Genomic DNA, 14,065 nt, shown 5'->3' with positions numbered 1-14,065 from the left:
CAGGGAGGGGTGGGAAGTGTGGGGACTATTTTTCTCTGAATTTGTAATCTATGCAAATGAAAATCGCTATCAAGAAATATTTTCTAAAGCCAACTAATAACACTGTTGCCTGTTCCTCTTACTAACTGTGTAATTTATTTTGTGTAGTAACTTATAACAATATGACTCTTGAAAAATGGAAAATTCTTAACTCTAACTTTATCGTCGATAATCAATGGTGTCGGGTACGACAAGATAGAGTAAAGTTGTCTGACGGTACTATTATTGATGATTATTTTGTCAATGTTCGTCCAGAAATTGCTTTAGTTTTACCCATTACACCTAACAACGAAATTGTCTTTGTTCGTCAGTATCGTCATGGGGTTCAAGAAATTTTACTAGAGTTACCAGCAGGAACTTTTGACCCAGAAAGAGAGGATAGTTTGACCGCAGCTCGACGAGAACTAGAAGAGGAAACCGGCTACATTCCTCAAGAATTAGTCTTTATGAAGACCATTTATGATAATCCTGTGAAAGATGATAATAAAATTCACATCTTTTTAGGCTTAAATGTAGAAAAAAAAGGCACAGTAGAGTTAGATATTACAGAAGAAATTGAAGTTGTTTTAGTTCCTATTGAAGATGTTGTTAGTAAAATAATGTCAGGAGAAATTTGCGTCGCTGGTACTATTGCAACTATTTTTATGGGTTTAAAATATATCTCTCTTCGAGAATAAACACAGTTTAACAAGGAGTAAGCAGTTATAAATTATAAAAATTAATTACTAAAATGTCTCAAGAAATTTGGTTAGGAATTGATCCAGGACTAGCAATAGTTGGATGGGCAATTTTACAAGAACATAAGCAACAACTTCCTATCATCATCGATTACGGAACTATAGAAACCAATAAACGCTTATCTACTTCCCAAAGACTGATAGAAATAGAAGCAGATTTGAGAGAATTACTAACAGAATTTACTCCCCAAGGTATTGCCATCGAAATGCCCTTTTTTAATCGCACTATTAAAGCGGCAGGAGGGGTTATGCAAGCTCTGGGGGTGATTAATTTAGTTTGTTATCGAGAGGCTAAAATCGAGCCTATTTTTCTACACCAAGCTAGTTGGAAATGCCATTTAGGAGATGGAAAAGCCAATAAAAAAGAGGTTGCTCAGATGATTACAACTTTGTTTAATTTAGACCGATCGCCTATCGATGATAGCGTAGATGCGATCGCTATTGCCTACGCAGCATTATGTGGACTCAGAAACAATATTTAACTTGAGTTTGGTGTTATGAAGTGATTATTTTTATTAAAAACAATGTATTATATTTGTATTTTTAATAGCTAAAATTTCTCGTCAGCTTTTGAAAAATAGTAGCCTTTGATACAAAATGCCCAATAAAATGTTCCCATGCCCTGCAAAATTATTGCTAGTAATTCTCAATAAGCAACGAGACAATGGGACTTGTAGCCCATACTACTTTTTTGTGTTATTATGAATAATTGAGAGGTATGCTACTCTAACTGTATCTACAAAGCAGAGGTTACTGGTATAAAAAGTGGAAGTCTGAATAAACAGCAGCTTGACCTTGATAATTATGATAATAATCGATCACATTCCAAACAATGCCGTTGTTAATTTTAAACCGTTTGCCGGTCTTAGTAATGCGAATAGTAGAAAAATAAGAAAAACCTTTTTCTGTGGTTTCCCTTAACAAGCGGTTGCGCTCTTCTTGTTCTATAGCTTCTGCGGTTTTCCTAGAAGGAGTCTTGATAAACTCATCCCAAGTCAATTCCCAAACATCTAAAGCTTTGCGATTACCGTAGTTAAAAATAGGGTCTTGCTGAGTACCATGAGACACAACAATAAAGTCTGCTTCAAACAGTTGTTGTGATGCTTCTGCTGGGTTAATATTCCCACAATTTGCGCCAAAATGTTCAAATAAAGAGCAACCTAGCCAATGCTCAAAGCTATTGAGAATCAACTGACTTCTTTGGATAATCCCTTCTTGTTGCCAAGGAGAATAACTCATAATTTAAGGATTAACAAACACACCAATACCATTGTGAACCCTCGCTGCTGTTACAGGGGAGCGATCAATTAACTGTCCCCCTAAAACTAGACCGGTAGAACTTCCCCCGTCTAAGTTGAGTGCATCTGTTGCTCCCAGGCGTTGCATAATTTGAGCCATTTCGTCCAGACTGGCACCACTGCCTCCAACCCGAGTATGAACGGCCACTAACATGATAGTACCACGCTTTGTAACACCGATCGCACTACGAGACGCTTTTTGTTTTTGAAACCCTTTACTAAATTTTTCACTAACAGCGTTTAGAACAATTCTGCGGTTACTAATTAATAATGGTCCCGCGCCTAAAATATGGGACAACTGATTAAATTCTGTGGGGATAGTATTGCTTTGTAGGGTTATGGATGTTCCTGGAGATATCAAGCTAGGAGAAACAGCATTTTTACGAATGGTTAATAAATAGCCATTTCTAGGAATTGGATAAGATTGACTTTTAGCTCTTCCTGCTTGCTGTTGATAAGTAACTCGGTTGTTTTCAACAAAAATAATTGTTTCGTTGTCGCTTAGAGGGGTATAACTTTGACCCCACTGGGAAGTGTAACGAGATACTCCTGCTTGGATATAACCACTATTTAAGAAAGCGATGGGAATAGTGTTTCCTGATGTGGTGGTAATAGTTTCTCTTAAAGCCAAACGATTTACATAAACTTGACCTTTATCATTCCAACCGATAGCACCACGACCCAAAATAGGACTAGATAACCAATTATTATTTTGACGAATAGCACCGAGAGGAAGTTGATTGTTACGGTTAAAAAAGCCTCCATTAATAGCTGCGGCAGCCTGCCATTTTTGAGCAGTTGTTACTAAGGGTGCTGTTCCTGTCTGTCCATTAAAATTAGTTGTAATAGGTTTAAGGGAAATACGAGGCGATCGCTGATCAATTTCTAACCAATTGACAGGAAAAGTTTCTTGCTTTCTCCCACTATTAACCGTGACCAATTGTTGTCGCCAAATAATACCTGGAGTCCAAACAATTTCTTTAGGAACCATCCCATCAGCACGAACATCGATAACAATACGATTGGGGTTGGATAAACTAAAAACATTTAGTCCGTGTGCAGTAGGTAAGTTAACATGAACTTTGGTTAAATTTCCTGTATCTTCTAAAGAAAATAGAGAAGAATCTAGAGGATCAGAAACAGGACTACCTAAATCATCTTCATCTGTATTTATAGAAGATTTGGGAGAAAAAGAACCGCCATAATCAGATAATTTTGTTCGAGATGCTTTTCCCGAAATTATCACAACACCATGACCTTTTGCTTGACTAATTTGCCAAACCGTAGGACGGTCAACCTCAAGTACAATGCGTTTTCCCCAAGCTTGGTTCCCTTGACGAATATTGTTAATTTGCGCCAGAGGAAAATCTAATTTTAAAGTGTTACCATTAACTAGTAATTCACCTCCAGCTAACTGAATCAGTTCTGTGATGTCTAGATAGCGATAAGGAGCAATAAAGCGAGCTAAAATAGGTAAAGGTTGATTAGAATTAGTACCGAACCAGCGAACAGGTTGTAAACTAGGATCTTTGCTACTAAGTAACTCCAACCCCAATAAATTCATTGCCCCAATATCATTAATTCCGATACGAGTTTTATCCCCTTGTTGCCATTGAGTCCAAGGTATTTTATAGGTTTTGCCATTGAGAGTAATTTCCTGTCCTTGCTGGATGGAATCAGACGCTTCAACGGACGGAATAGTTGGGGAAATAGTGAGATTTGCTGCTTGTTTTGGCTTTGGATTACCGACAAAAAGATACACTAATAAGGTAGTTGCCAAAGAAACAGAAAAAAGACTCAAGGGATACCAGGGAAGCTTTGTCACTCGTCACACCTCGTTAATAAATTGGCAATATTGTACCATAAGCTTTGCTGATGATAAACGAGTAATATAGCAGTTCCTAATACTTGTGTCCTTTGGTTTTAGCAGTGTACAACCGGAGTTCGGTTTTAGGAGTTTGGATTGGAATCTTTTTTGACGAGAGAATAAGGGTTAAACTTTAGCTAATTTATGGATACTGGGGACAGAAAATTTGGTGCTTTCTTCTAATAGATACTCAAGAAAAGCTTTAGTAATAACAGATAATTGCTTACCCCCTAAATAAGCTACATACCAACGACGTTGAATGGGAAAATGTTCCACATCCAATACAGTTAGTTCGCTATCGATACCTTCAGAAATTAAGGTATGTTGAGAAAGAACAGAAATTCCCAAACCTCCAGCAATAGCTTGTTTAATCGCTTCGTTGCTACCTAATTCTAATCTGACGTGAACAGAAACTTTGTGTTTTTCAAAAAGATTTTGTACAGCTCTTCTAGTTCCTGAACCGTGTTCTCTCATGATAAAAGGTTCTCCTTCCAAAGCATTAATAGAAATGTTGCTTTGACCGGCTAACGGATGATTTTTTAGAGCAACCACAACCAAAGGATTATCTAGAAAAGGTTGAGTACATAAATCTAAACCTTCCGGGGGATTACTAACAATGTAAAGATCGTCTTCGTTCTCCAACATTCTACGCTGAATTTGTTGGTGATTGGTTACTTTTAGGGACACTTCTATACCTGGATATTGTTGGCAAAAAGAGCCTAAAATACGAGGAATAAAATATTTAGCTGTGGTTATAACTCCTAAGCGTAATTGTCCTTGCTTAGTGCCTTTGAGATCGGCTACTTTCATCTCAAAATTATCTAATCTCTCAAAAATCTCTTGGCAAGTTTTCAATAATTCTTGTCCTGCTTCGGTGAGATAAAGACGTTTACCGATTTGCTCAAATAGCGGTAGACCGATGGTTTTAGTTAGTTGTTTAATTTGGCTGGAAACTGTGGGTTGAGTGATAAATAACTCTTCGGCTGCACGGGTAAAACTGCCATGACGTGCTGTGGCTTCAAAGACCTTTAATTGATGTAAGGTGGCTTGTATCAATGGGAATGCCCTCTGCTGAGCGATGTGAGTGGTAATAGAATGCCAAAAATTGTACGGTTAGGGGACGTTTTGTTTTCTGCTATCTCATCATAGACTAGATTCGATAGTAAATCAACTTTAGGTTGAAATAAATCTATTGTCAAAACTTAACAATGTTGTAACATAAACAACTGTTTTTTGATCTAAATCGTTGTAATCTCACTCAAGATGTGTACCCCTAGTAATAAATACTTATGGCTAACTTGAACCGAGAAACTTGTTCCGTATGTGGTGTGAAAATTGTTGGAGAGGATACAGTGATTTTTTCGTCGGGACCTGTGGGAACCCGCGGCCGTTTGTGGGCGAGAGTCTGTAGCTATGCCAAAAAAACTGGATGTATCAATCAGGATCATCAAGCCATTGGGGAAGTTCATGAAAACGACTACTATAATCCCTTAAAGTAGCAGATTTTTGGGTTTACTTAAAATAGGCCAATGTTACCCCGGAACCCCCTTCTTTTTGGGGGGCTAACTCAAACTTACCTATTTGGGGATGATGCTTCAAAAACTCGTGAACCCCTTGACGTAATTTTCCTGTTCCCTTGCCGTGAATAATCCATAGTACCCCGGAGTCGGTAGCTTGGGCAATGGCATTTTCTAAGTCGGCCTCAGCCTCAGCTACGCGATTACCCCGAATATCGATGGTGTTACGAGATGTGCGTATAGTCGGTACATCTTTGGGTTTACTGGGTTGTGGTGATGGAGTCGTAACGGGTTGTTTTTTCTCCTTAACTTTGGTTTCTACCTTTTGACCATCCAGCGATTCAATGTCACCGAAAGAAACGGTCATTTTCATCAAACCAAACCGTACCATAACCTCTTCATCCTCCGCAGAAACGTCCAACACCTCCGCGGTTTGTCCCAAGTTAGAGAGGCGAATTTTCTCCCCTACTTGGGGCTGATAAATAACTTCTGGTTTCTCTTTTCTCGGTGACTGACGCTGACTAATACTAGTAATAGCTACTGTTGCTCTTTGAGCATTTTGGCTGCTTTTTTTGCCTTGTTGTAGGTTACGAATTACTCTAGCGATCTCTTCTTTAGCATCGGCGATCGCTTTTTGTACTTCTAATTCTTGATACCGTTTTAAATCCTGTTCCCTTTGTTGTAAAGCAGTGGCTTTTTCAGTTACTTCTGTGTAAAACTTCTCCGTTTCTTGCAGTAATTTTTGTGCTTCTTGAGCCTTTTCTTCCTGTTGTCTGCGCTGCGCTTCTAAGCCGGCGATAACATCGTTAACATCTTGAGACAAACCCCCGATCCGATTTTTGGCCTCATCAATAATGTCTAAATCTAACCCCAGACGTTGAGCAATACTGAGGGCATTAGACCGCCCTGGAATGCCCCACAGCAGCCGATAAGTGGGAGAAAGGGTGCGATCGTCGAATTCCACCGAAGCGTTCTCAAAGCGAGGATCTTCGTATTTGAGGGCTTTTAGTTCTCCGTAGTGGGTTGTGGCAACGGTTAACCTGGCGTGATCCGCTAGATGGTGTAACAAGGCGATAGCCAATGCGCTACCTTCTGCGGGATCGGTTCCTGCACCCACTTCGTCGAGGAGAATAAGACTGGGGGAAGTGGGGGGGGTTTCAGATGTTGTTTCTGTTTCCTGTTCTAATGCTTCTAAAATACGAACAATACGACGAACATGACCAGAAAAAGTGGACAAATTCTGTTCGATGGACTGTTCATCCCCAATGTCTGCCAAAATCTTCTCGAACCAAGGTAGTTCTACTGGTTCTTTGGCCGGGACAAACAAGCCAACTTTAGCCATTAAAGTGGCTAAACCAAGGGTTTTCAGGGTGACGGTTTTACCTCCAGTGTTAGGACCAGTAATGGCAATAACGCGAATATCTGGGTTAATCTGCACGTTAATAGGAATAACCGGTGATCCCTGCTCGTGTTTTTGTTGCCAAATTAACAACGGATGGTGTAACTGTCTGAGGGTAATGGTTTCTTTGTCTTCGATAAACCGAGGGGGGTTTGCTCCTAACCAGAAACTATAACGGGCCCTAGCTGTGGCTAAATCTAAAACGGTGGCGATAGCTAGTAAATATTCTAGGTCTTCGGCTAGTTCGGCTACTTTTTCCGTTAACTGCCGTAGGATGGCTTCTTCTTCTCTTTCTTCCTGTCGCAAGTATTGACGGCGTTTGTTACCCATTTGCACAACAGAGTTAGGCTCGATATAGAACGTTCCCCCTGTGCCGGAAGTATCGTGAATAATGCCTTGAATCTGTTCTTTTTGTCCTGCTTTAACAGGAAGTACAAAGCGATCGCTCCTTTGGGTGATCACCGGTTCTTGAATGGCACCAGATTTTTGTTGGATAATATTCTGCAGTTTCTGATAGATGCGATCCCTAACTTCTTTAAGGTTGTGACGAATTCCTTCTAATTTAGAACTAGCGCGATCGGTCACTTTCCCCGCGTCGTCGATGCAGTGATGAATGGCTTTTTCTAAATCTGGGTAGGTACGAATATCAGTAACTAATTCTTTTAAAACGGGTAATTCTTCGCAATCATCAATAACACGTCTCAACCGTCGCATTCCTGCTAAAGTGGTGGCAATGTTAAGTAGTTCTTGTCCTGAAAGAATACCCTTCAGAGTAGCTCTTTTCAGGGAATCTCCCACATCGCTAACCCCTTCAAATGTCCATTTGATCTCTAGATTTTGTTCTAGTCCATAAATTTCCTTGGTTTGCCCTAGTAGTTCTTTACTTTCTTCTAAACTAGTAGGAATGGGTAAATTCCGAGCTGCCACTGCTCCCATTTTTGTCGCAGTAAATGTGGCTAGATGTTGACAAAGGCGATGCCATTCTAATAGGTTTAAAGTTTCGTTGTAAATCACTTTTTATTGTTTTAAAAGACTCATAGAATTTATGAGTTGTTTTTAATTCTAATGCTAATAGAATTCATAGAGATTCGTCAACAGATCCTATAAAAATCTAAAAATGTATTATCTTTTTATCCCGTCTATTCCAAAAGAGTTTTAACCCTTCCATTAGGAATTAAAACCAAGCGAATTGTTTGACTGCTAGATGCTTCTAAAGGGGAGACAAACTCAGATCCGGGGTTAGGAAAAGGTATTCGAGAAAAATAAATAGCTGCTGAACGGCCTAGGGGAATAGTTTGCTTTAAAGAACCATCTTCCTGAAGAATTAAACGATATTCTAAAGTTTGCTCTAAATCTTCGGGGGGTTGCCATCGTTGCTGAAAATACTGACGCACTTGAGCTACTTGAGGAATGGCATCGAGGAGGGTGGTTTCTGGGGGAGGTTTAGGGGTAACTTTCGCTTCTGGGGATAATAACTCATCGGGAATGGTGAGTTGATCTCGGTTTCTAGTTGATAGAGATGGTAAGGAAGGAGTAGTTCCGGTGTTGGAAGCTTTGGCCTGTAAAGTTGGCGGCGCAGGTAAAGTGGGGTTTTGAATCAGTTGCTCGACCCTTTCTGGGGGTAAACCAGGCATAACGATGGGGGTTTCTCCGTTAGGCAGAAGATGCTGGGGAACCTGCTCAACAGTCACCGACGTATTAGAAGGGTTGGTATTGGGTTTTGGCGGCGCAGGAGGGGCTGCTGGTGGTGGTGGCAGCACCCTTAAAGGAGCTGCTTGGATAGCAACAGTGGCATTTCGAGGGGGAGGGGTTCCTTGCCCAATTTGTCCGGGGGGAGGCAAGGGATCACGATTAGCCAATTGGGGGGCTAAAGAAGGAGCAGGAAGGGGTGTTTTTGGGGGGGGTGGTACAGGGGGTGATACATCCAGGAAAGACAGGGGATTGTCGGAAATTTCTGAGTCTTCCTCCGATGGAGTACCGGTTGAGGTAACTTGTCTCAACCATTCAACCCCTACGGTGGGGATTAAAATAGCCAAAACCGCTACTGTCCCTGCTACCATCCAAACTCCCACACTTTTCTTTAGGGGGGTGGTTTTGCTATCGGTTAGGGTAACAATCGTGTCGTCGTAACTGTCTAGAGCATTGACTAGATCTAAAAGTTGGGAAACACTCAAAATAACCGATCCACGGGACGCTTGAGAGGCTAAGGAACCGAAGGTTAAACGGTGGTTGAGTAAGCCTTGAGGGGATAGGGAAGGGGGGATTGTCCTATCTGTTTTCCTTACTGGTGATTGAGTCTGGGGTGTTGGTTGAGCTTCTCCAGTTTGCCAATAGGAGGCAGTTTGATGGAGGAAATTTTTAACATAGGTTTGAACAACGTTCCGTAATAATTCCAGTTGATTGCGATCGCCTTTAACCGTAACCTGATCTTCTTCTAGGAGACGAGGATCGTCAAATTCTAGCTCAAATTCGATACTATCTAAAGAGACTAATTCTCCCCAACGAGACAATGGAGGCCGTTTATCCCATAGTTTTAGGGTGCAAGTGGGGGGAGTATAGACTTGTAAAGGGGTGTTATTAAATAGCATCGTATTTTGACCAAATAATCATAATTTATCAAGATTTATAATCGAGCAAAGCTAACCACAAGCGATCGTAACCACGGTCCCCACTGTAAAATAATAAATCTATTAATAATTTTGATGCCAGTTTAACTTGTTGATCGGGGGAGAGTTTTGAGTTGTCTGGGTTGTTGCCGTAGAAATTTTGAAAATTGTTTAAATAGTTTCCTAATAAGGTGGTTTGTGCGGGATTTTTATTTTGCGCCGTTACTTGTTCTAAAAGAGTGACAGCACGGCGAATCAATTCTTGATGCCGTTGGTTGACATAACAGATAACAAGAATCAGCGATCGCAGTTGTTCCACGTTAAAGCTATGGATAGGGTTTTGATCGGTTGTTTTGTTTCGATTTGACCACAGTTGCGCTTTTTCCACCAAACTTGTACTGATGTCTAGGTCGAGGGTTGCTTGTAGCAGCATATCTGCATCGACACCAATCAAGGCCTCACTGGCTAACAGCACTAAATCTAGATGGGTTTGCATCTGATAAAGTTGCTCTGGGGTTGGTGGGTTAGTTAGGGGTATATCGCCCCAAGTAGGAACTGAGATGGACATCTTAACCACTGTAGACAGACGGGTGAGAGATTTTTGTACTTAATATAGCAATCTTTGTGGGGTGTTAGAAACAAATGTTCAACACTTAGTCCTTAACCTTAATCAAATAGCCACAATTGTGTTCCCCTTCATTAATCCAGTGGGTTCGTTCTATAGTGCAGTCTGGCAAAATTTCTGCAAACATTTCCAACTCATGACCGCATACTGTGGGGTAGGATTCAGCTACTTCAGAAATGGCACAATGATGCTCAGCCAAGAGATAGCCATCTTCTTGACTATCTGAGTCATTTTTTCCTTTTGCATTGTGTATTTCAGCCATGTAACCTTCTTCCTGTCGCAGTTTAACCAACTTATCCACCCTCTCTTTCAAAGACCCCTTACCGATGCGTCGGCGATATTCGTCTGCTTTGCGTTCCCATTGCTTGCGCAAAACCTCTTTTACCTGAGTTTCCCCCACTGTCTCCATTAGGGTTTCCAAAAAAGATATGGCGAACTCTCCATATTGGTTAGGAAAACGGTCCCGTCCCCTTCTACTGAGAGAATAAATGTATTGAGGTCGCCCCAAACCCCCCTGTAGAGGACGATGTTTGAGTAGACCTTCTGCTTCTAGGTCTTTTAGATGACGACGGGTAGCTTGGGGGGTGATGTCTAGGGTGTCTGCCAGTTCGTGGGCTGTGGCTTTACCCTGTTTCAGTAAATACTGCAAGATGTCGTCTTTTGTGGAAGGGGGCTGTATGGTAGTCATTTTTTAAATTTATAAGTCAAATATATTGCGAATGTAACGGTTGGGCTTAAGAAAAGGTTACACAAAATTTGAGAATAATGTGACTTTGACAACAATTCTGTTGTTAATCTATTGTAAGCTATAATAAAGAAACATAAATGTTGTTTTATTAACTCGATCCAGGAGACACAGGTTTGTGGGGTTTACGACTCATTCCCTGCCAAACTATCATCTTTAAATCACTTAAAATCCCTTAACACTGGGGACAAACCTTGAATTGAAAAGGAGAACACAAAATCTAATGAGCGCAACCACGGTCAAAAACCTAGTCAACCAACCTTACAAATACGGCTTTGTTACTGACATTGAAACCGATACCATTCCTCGGGGTTTAAATGAAGATTTAATTCGTCTTATTTCTGCTAAAAAGAACGAACCAGAGTTTATGCTGGAGTTTCGTCTCAAGGCCTACGAACAATGGTTAAAAATGACCGAACCTACCTGGCCTCACGTCCACTATCCAAAAATTGACTATCAAGATATTATCTACTATTCTGCACCAAAACAAAAGAAAGAAAAGTTAAAAAATTTAGACGAAGTTGACCCTGCTTTACTAGAAACTTTTGAAAAACTGGGCATTCCTCTCTCTGAACAAAAACGTCTCAGTAATGTGGCGGTAGACGCTATTTTTGATAGTGTATCCGTAGCCACCACTTTTAAGGAAAAATTAGCGGAAGAAGGGGTCATTTTCTGTTCCCTTTCTGAAGCATTAGAAGAACATCCCGAGTTAGTTAGAAAATATCTTGGCAGCGTAGTTCCTGTTGCTGATAACTTTTTTGCGGCTCTAAATTCTGCGGTGTTTAGCGATGGTTCTTTTGTGTTTATTCCCAAAGGAGTAAAATGTCCTATGGAACTATCAACTTATTTCCGCATTAATACAGGGGATACAGGACAATTTGAACGTACTTTAATTGTGGCAGAAGAAGGGGCATCCGTCAGCTATTTAGAAGGATGTACCGCCCCCATGTACGATAGTAATCAACTCCATGCTGCAGTAGTAGAATTAGTTGCTTTAGATAACGCCGATATTAAATATTCTACGGTGCAGAATTGGTACGCCGGAGATGAAAAGGGTAAAGGCGGAATTTATAACTTTGTGACCAAAAGAGGACTCTGTAAAGGGGTTAACTCCAAAATTTCTTGGACTCAGGTAGAAACCGGTTCTGCTATTACTTGGAAATATCCTAGTTGTGTATTGGTGGGAGATAATTCTGTTGGGGAATTTTACTCCATTGCTTTAACCAATAATATGCAACAAGCAGACACCGGTACGAAGATGATTCATATTGGGAAAAACACCCGCAGCATTATTATTTCTAAAGGAATTTCTGCCGGAAAATCTAAAAATAGTTACCGCGGTTTGGTGCAAATGGGACCCAAAGCTAAAGGGGCAAGAAATTACTCTCAATGTGACTCTATGTTGATTGGAGATAATGCAGAAGCTAATACATTCCCTTACATTCAGGTTAGCAATAACGCAGCCAAAGTCGAACACGAAGCATCCACTTCTAAGATAGGAGAAGACCAGCTTTTCTATTTTGCTCAGAGAGGTATTTCTGAGGAAGATGCTATCTCCATGTTGGTTAGTGGTTTCTGTAAAGATGTCTTGAGTGCGTTACCGATGGAATTTGCTTCTGAAGCCGATAAATTATTGAGTTTGAAGTTAGAAGGAACCATTGGATAAACTATCATCGGTTATCTATTATCAGTCATCGTATTCAAACAACGATGGCTGATATTTATTGACAATTAACAATCAAAAAAAACATGAGTGACGTAATCTTATCCGTTAAAAATTTGACCGCTAACGTAGAAGGAACCCCTATTTTAAAAGGAGTTAACCTAGAAATAAAAGCGGGTGAAATTCACGCTATCATGGGTAGAAATGGCTCAGGAAAAAGCACCTTATCCAAAATTTTAGCAGGACACCCGGACTACGAAATTACTGGGGGAGAAGTGCTTTATAAGGGGGAAGATATTTTAGAAAAAAGCCCCGATGAAAGAGCCTTAGAAGGAATCTTTTTAGCCTTTCAATACCCTTTAGAAATACCTGGGGTAAGTAACTTAGATTTCTTGAGAGTAGCTTATAATGCTCGTCGCAAACATCTTGGTTTAGAGGAAATCGATACTTTTGATTTTGAAGATTTGGTAGAGGGAAAATTAGAAGTTGTCAAAATGAATTCAGCATTCTTAGAAAGAAGCTTAAACGAAGGATTTTCTGGGGGTGAAAAGAAGCGTAATGAAATCCTACAAATGGCTTTACTAGAACCAACATTAGGCATTTTAGACGAGATCGATTCGGGGTTAGATATTGACGCTTTAAGAATCGTCTCCAACGGTGTTAATCAGTTAGCAACCCCTGATAATGCTTTCTTATTAATTACCCACTATCAACGCTTGTTAAACTACATCGAACCCCATCACATTCATGTTATGTACGATGGACAAATTGTTATTAGTGGAGGTAAAGAATTAGCCCTAGAATTAGAAGAATCAGGGTACGATTTCATCGAAGAAAAATTAATTGCGAAAGCGTAAATTATGAGGTATTTCTAGGGGCAAGTTAAAATTTTCCCCTAGATGACTAAATTCAAAAACTTTAGAAAACTAGCTGGAATTCAACAAAAAGTAGAGTAGCTTTTCCAGTCCAAGGAATGGCTAAATTTTGTACAGAGGGAGGGAGACTAGCTAAGGTTTTTATTTCTGGATAAGATAAAAATAGTTGTAATCGATATTTTCCACTTTTAAGATTTCGAAAATAAAAAAACCCTCCTGCTTCATTATAGAATTTGAATTGCAGTTGACAAAAACTCATAACTCTTGGAGTCTGGAAAAAACCTCTAGAAAGAAAGCTTTCATAAGAGAAAAACTCCCTTTCTCCAAGGGAAACTAAATAATAAGGCTTTCCTTTTACTCGCGGTCGCAACATATCACTATCCCCTTCAATTATTCTGTTATTAGAATCAATACAATTGGGAAACATCAGAGAATCAACTCGAGGAAAATAAAGACAAGTTGAAGTCTTATTTGTTACCCCAATACCAAGAATTACAGGAATTGATCTTCCTGGTAAGATCGGAATTTTAATAATTGATTGAATTTCAGTTTCAAAGCGAACCCCATTAATTTCAACGGGATTACTCCGATTGAGAGAAATTTCAAAATTGTCATTCATCAACTGGTAACTGATAACTGGTAACTGCTAACTGCTAACTCCTAACTGATAACTGATAGATAAAAGTTGTTCAGC

The 14,065-nt window shown here is 40.0% G+C and carries 13 protein-coding genes; 5 read left to right on the top strand and 8 right to left on the bottom strand.

Annotated elements, in window-relative coordinates:
* Positions 1 to 161: 161 nt before the first annotated feature.
* On the top strand, positions 162 to 716 hold the full coding sequence (locus P9B04_RS00970) for an NUDIX hydrolase (RefSeq protein WP_342053127.1): 555 nt from the start codon (positions 162 to 164) through the stop codon (positions 714 to 716).
* A 53-nt stretch (positions 717 to 769) separates the two neighbouring features.
* On the top strand, positions 770 to 1,258 hold the full coding sequence (locus tag P9B04_RS00965) for a crossover junction endodeoxyribonuclease RuvC (RefSeq protein ID WP_342053126.1): 489 nt from the start codon (positions 770 to 772) through the stop codon (positions 1,256 to 1,258).
* A 268-nt stretch (positions 1,259 to 1,526) separates the two neighbouring features.
* On the opposite strand, the gene P9B04_RS00960 is transcribed toward P9B04_RS00965, so the two are convergent.
* The 3 genes from P9B04_RS00960 to P9B04_RS00950 form a co-directional block, all read right to left on the bottom strand.
* A complete protein-coding gene (locus P9B04_RS00960; RefSeq protein ID WP_342053125.1) occupies positions 1,527 to 2,015 on the bottom strand; it encodes an MEKHLA domain-containing protein in 489 nt (162 codons plus the stop codon).
* A 3-nt stretch (positions 2,016 to 2,018) separates the two neighbouring features.
* Entirely contained in the window at positions 2,019 to 3,899 is a 1,881-nt protein-coding gene (locus P9B04_RS00955; RefSeq protein WP_342053124.1) for a phosphodiester glycosidase family protein, read from the bottom strand.
* A gap of 168 nt (positions 3,900 to 4,067) precedes the next feature.
* Positions 4,068 to 4,997, bottom strand: coding sequence for a LysR family transcriptional regulator (locus tag P9B04_RS00950; RefSeq protein WP_342053123.1), 930 nt, complete (start codon positions 4,995 to 4,997; stop codon positions 4,068 to 4,070).
* Positions 4,998 to 5,230: 233 nt separating this feature from the next.
* On the opposite strand from P9B04_RS00950, the gene P9B04_RS00945 reads away from it, so the two are divergent.
* Positions 5,231 to 5,440: a hypothetical protein gene (locus tag P9B04_RS00945; protein WP_342053122.1), complete on the top strand. Its 210-nt coding sequence runs from the start codon at positions 5,231 to 5,233 to the stop codon at positions 5,438 to 5,440.
* A gap of 13 nt (positions 5,441 to 5,453) precedes the next feature.
* Here P9B04_RS00945 and P9B04_RS00940 read toward each other — a convergent pair whose 3' ends face one another.
* From P9B04_RS00940 to sufR, 4 genes are all read right to left on the bottom strand, one after another.
* The gene (locus tag P9B04_RS00940) at positions 5,454 to 7,871 is read right to left on the bottom strand and encodes an endonuclease MutS2 (RefSeq protein WP_342053121.1); all 2,418 of its coding nucleotides are present in this window, start codon (positions 7,869 to 7,871) and stop codon (positions 5,454 to 5,456) included.
* Positions 7,872 to 7,996: 125 nt separating this feature from the next.
* Entirely contained in the window at positions 7,997 to 9,445 is a 1,449-nt protein-coding gene (locus tag P9B04_RS00935; protein WP_342053120.1) for a DUF4335 domain-containing protein, read from the bottom strand.
* Between the two features lie 28 nt (positions 9,446 to 9,473).
* Positions 9,474 to 10,031 carry a DUF3038 domain-containing protein gene (locus P9B04_RS00930; protein WP_342053119.1) on the bottom strand — a complete coding sequence of 186 codons (558 nt, stop codon included), beginning with the start codon at positions 10,029 to 10,031 and terminating at the stop codon, positions 9,474 to 9,476.
* Positions 10,032 to 10,116: 85 nt separating this feature from the next.
* The gene (sufR, locus tag P9B04_RS00925) at positions 10,117 to 10,776 is read right to left on the bottom strand and encodes an iron-sulfur cluster biosynthesis transcriptional regulator SufR (RefSeq protein WP_342053118.1); all 660 of its coding nucleotides are present in this window, start codon (positions 10,774 to 10,776) and stop codon (positions 10,117 to 10,119) included.
* 280 nt (positions 10,777 to 11,056) lie between these two features.
* Here sufR and sufB point away from each other — a divergent pair, with 280 nt between their 5' ends.
* Both sufB and sufC read left to right on the top strand, forming a co-directional pair.
* Complete coding sequence (sufB, locus tag P9B04_RS00920; protein ID WP_342053117.1) at positions 11,057 to 12,499, top strand: Fe-S cluster assembly protein SufB; 1,443 nt, start codon at positions 11,057 to 11,059, stop codon at positions 12,497 to 12,499.
* Positions 12,500 to 12,582: 83 nt separating this feature from the next.
* Complete coding sequence (gene sufC, locus P9B04_RS00915) at positions 12,583 to 13,353, top strand: Fe-S cluster assembly ATPase SufC (RefSeq protein WP_342053116.1); 771 nt, start codon at positions 12,583 to 12,585, stop codon at positions 13,351 to 13,353.
* A 61-nt stretch (positions 13,354 to 13,414) separates the two neighbouring features.
* On the opposite strand, the gene P9B04_RS00910 is transcribed toward sufC, so the two are convergent.
* Positions 13,415 to 13,990: a hypothetical protein gene (locus P9B04_RS00910; protein ID WP_342053115.1), complete on the bottom strand. Its 576-nt coding sequence runs from the start codon at positions 13,988 to 13,990 to the stop codon at positions 13,415 to 13,417.
* Positions 13,991 to 14,065: the final 75 nt, after the last annotated feature.

This window comes from Crocosphaera sp. Alani8 (genome assembly GCF_038442745.1).
Taxonomy (GTDB): Bacteria; Cyanobacteriota; Cyanobacteriia; order Cyanobacteriales; family Microcystaceae; genus Crocosphaera.
The sequence above is the reverse complement of the archived record's forward strand: the minus strand, read 5'-3'. Positions and strand labels throughout refer to the sequence as shown.

Coding starts and splice junctions, on each gene's coding strand:
- P9B04_RS00970 (WP_342053127.1), top strand. CDS start 162: ATGACTCTTGAAAAATGGAAAATTCTTAACTCTAACTTTATCGTCGAT.
- P9B04_RS00965 (WP_342053126.1), top strand. CDS start 770: ATGTCTCAAGAAATTTGGTTAGGAATTGATCCAGGACTAGCAATAGTT.
- P9B04_RS00960 (WP_342053125.1), bottom strand. CDS start 2,015: ATGAGTTATTCTCCTTGGCAACAAGAAGGGATTATCCAAAGAAGTCAG.
- P9B04_RS00945 (WP_342053122.1), top strand. CDS start 5,231: ATGGCTAACTTGAACCGAGAAACTTGTTCCGTATGTGGTGTGAAAATT.
- P9B04_RS00935 (WP_342053120.1), bottom strand. CDS start 9,445: ATGCTATTTAATAACACCCCTTTACAAGTCTATACTCCCCCCACTTGC.
- P9B04_RS00930 (WP_342053119.1), bottom strand. CDS start 10,031: ATGTCCATCTCAGTTCCTACTTGGGGCGATATACCCCTAACTAACCCA.
- sufR (WP_342053118.1), bottom strand. CDS start 10,776: ATGACTACCATACAGCCCCCTTCCACAAAAGACGACATCTTGCAGTAT.
- sufB (WP_342053117.1), top strand. CDS start 11,057: ATGAGCGCAACCACGGTCAAAAACCTAGTCAACCAACCTTACAAATAC.
- sufC (WP_342053116.1), top strand. CDS start 12,583: ATGAGTGACGTAATCTTATCCGTTAAAAATTTGACCGCTAACGTAGAA.
- P9B04_RS00910 (WP_342053115.1), bottom strand. CDS start 13,990: ATGAATGACAATTTTGAAATTTCTCTCAATCGGAGTAATCCCGTTGAA.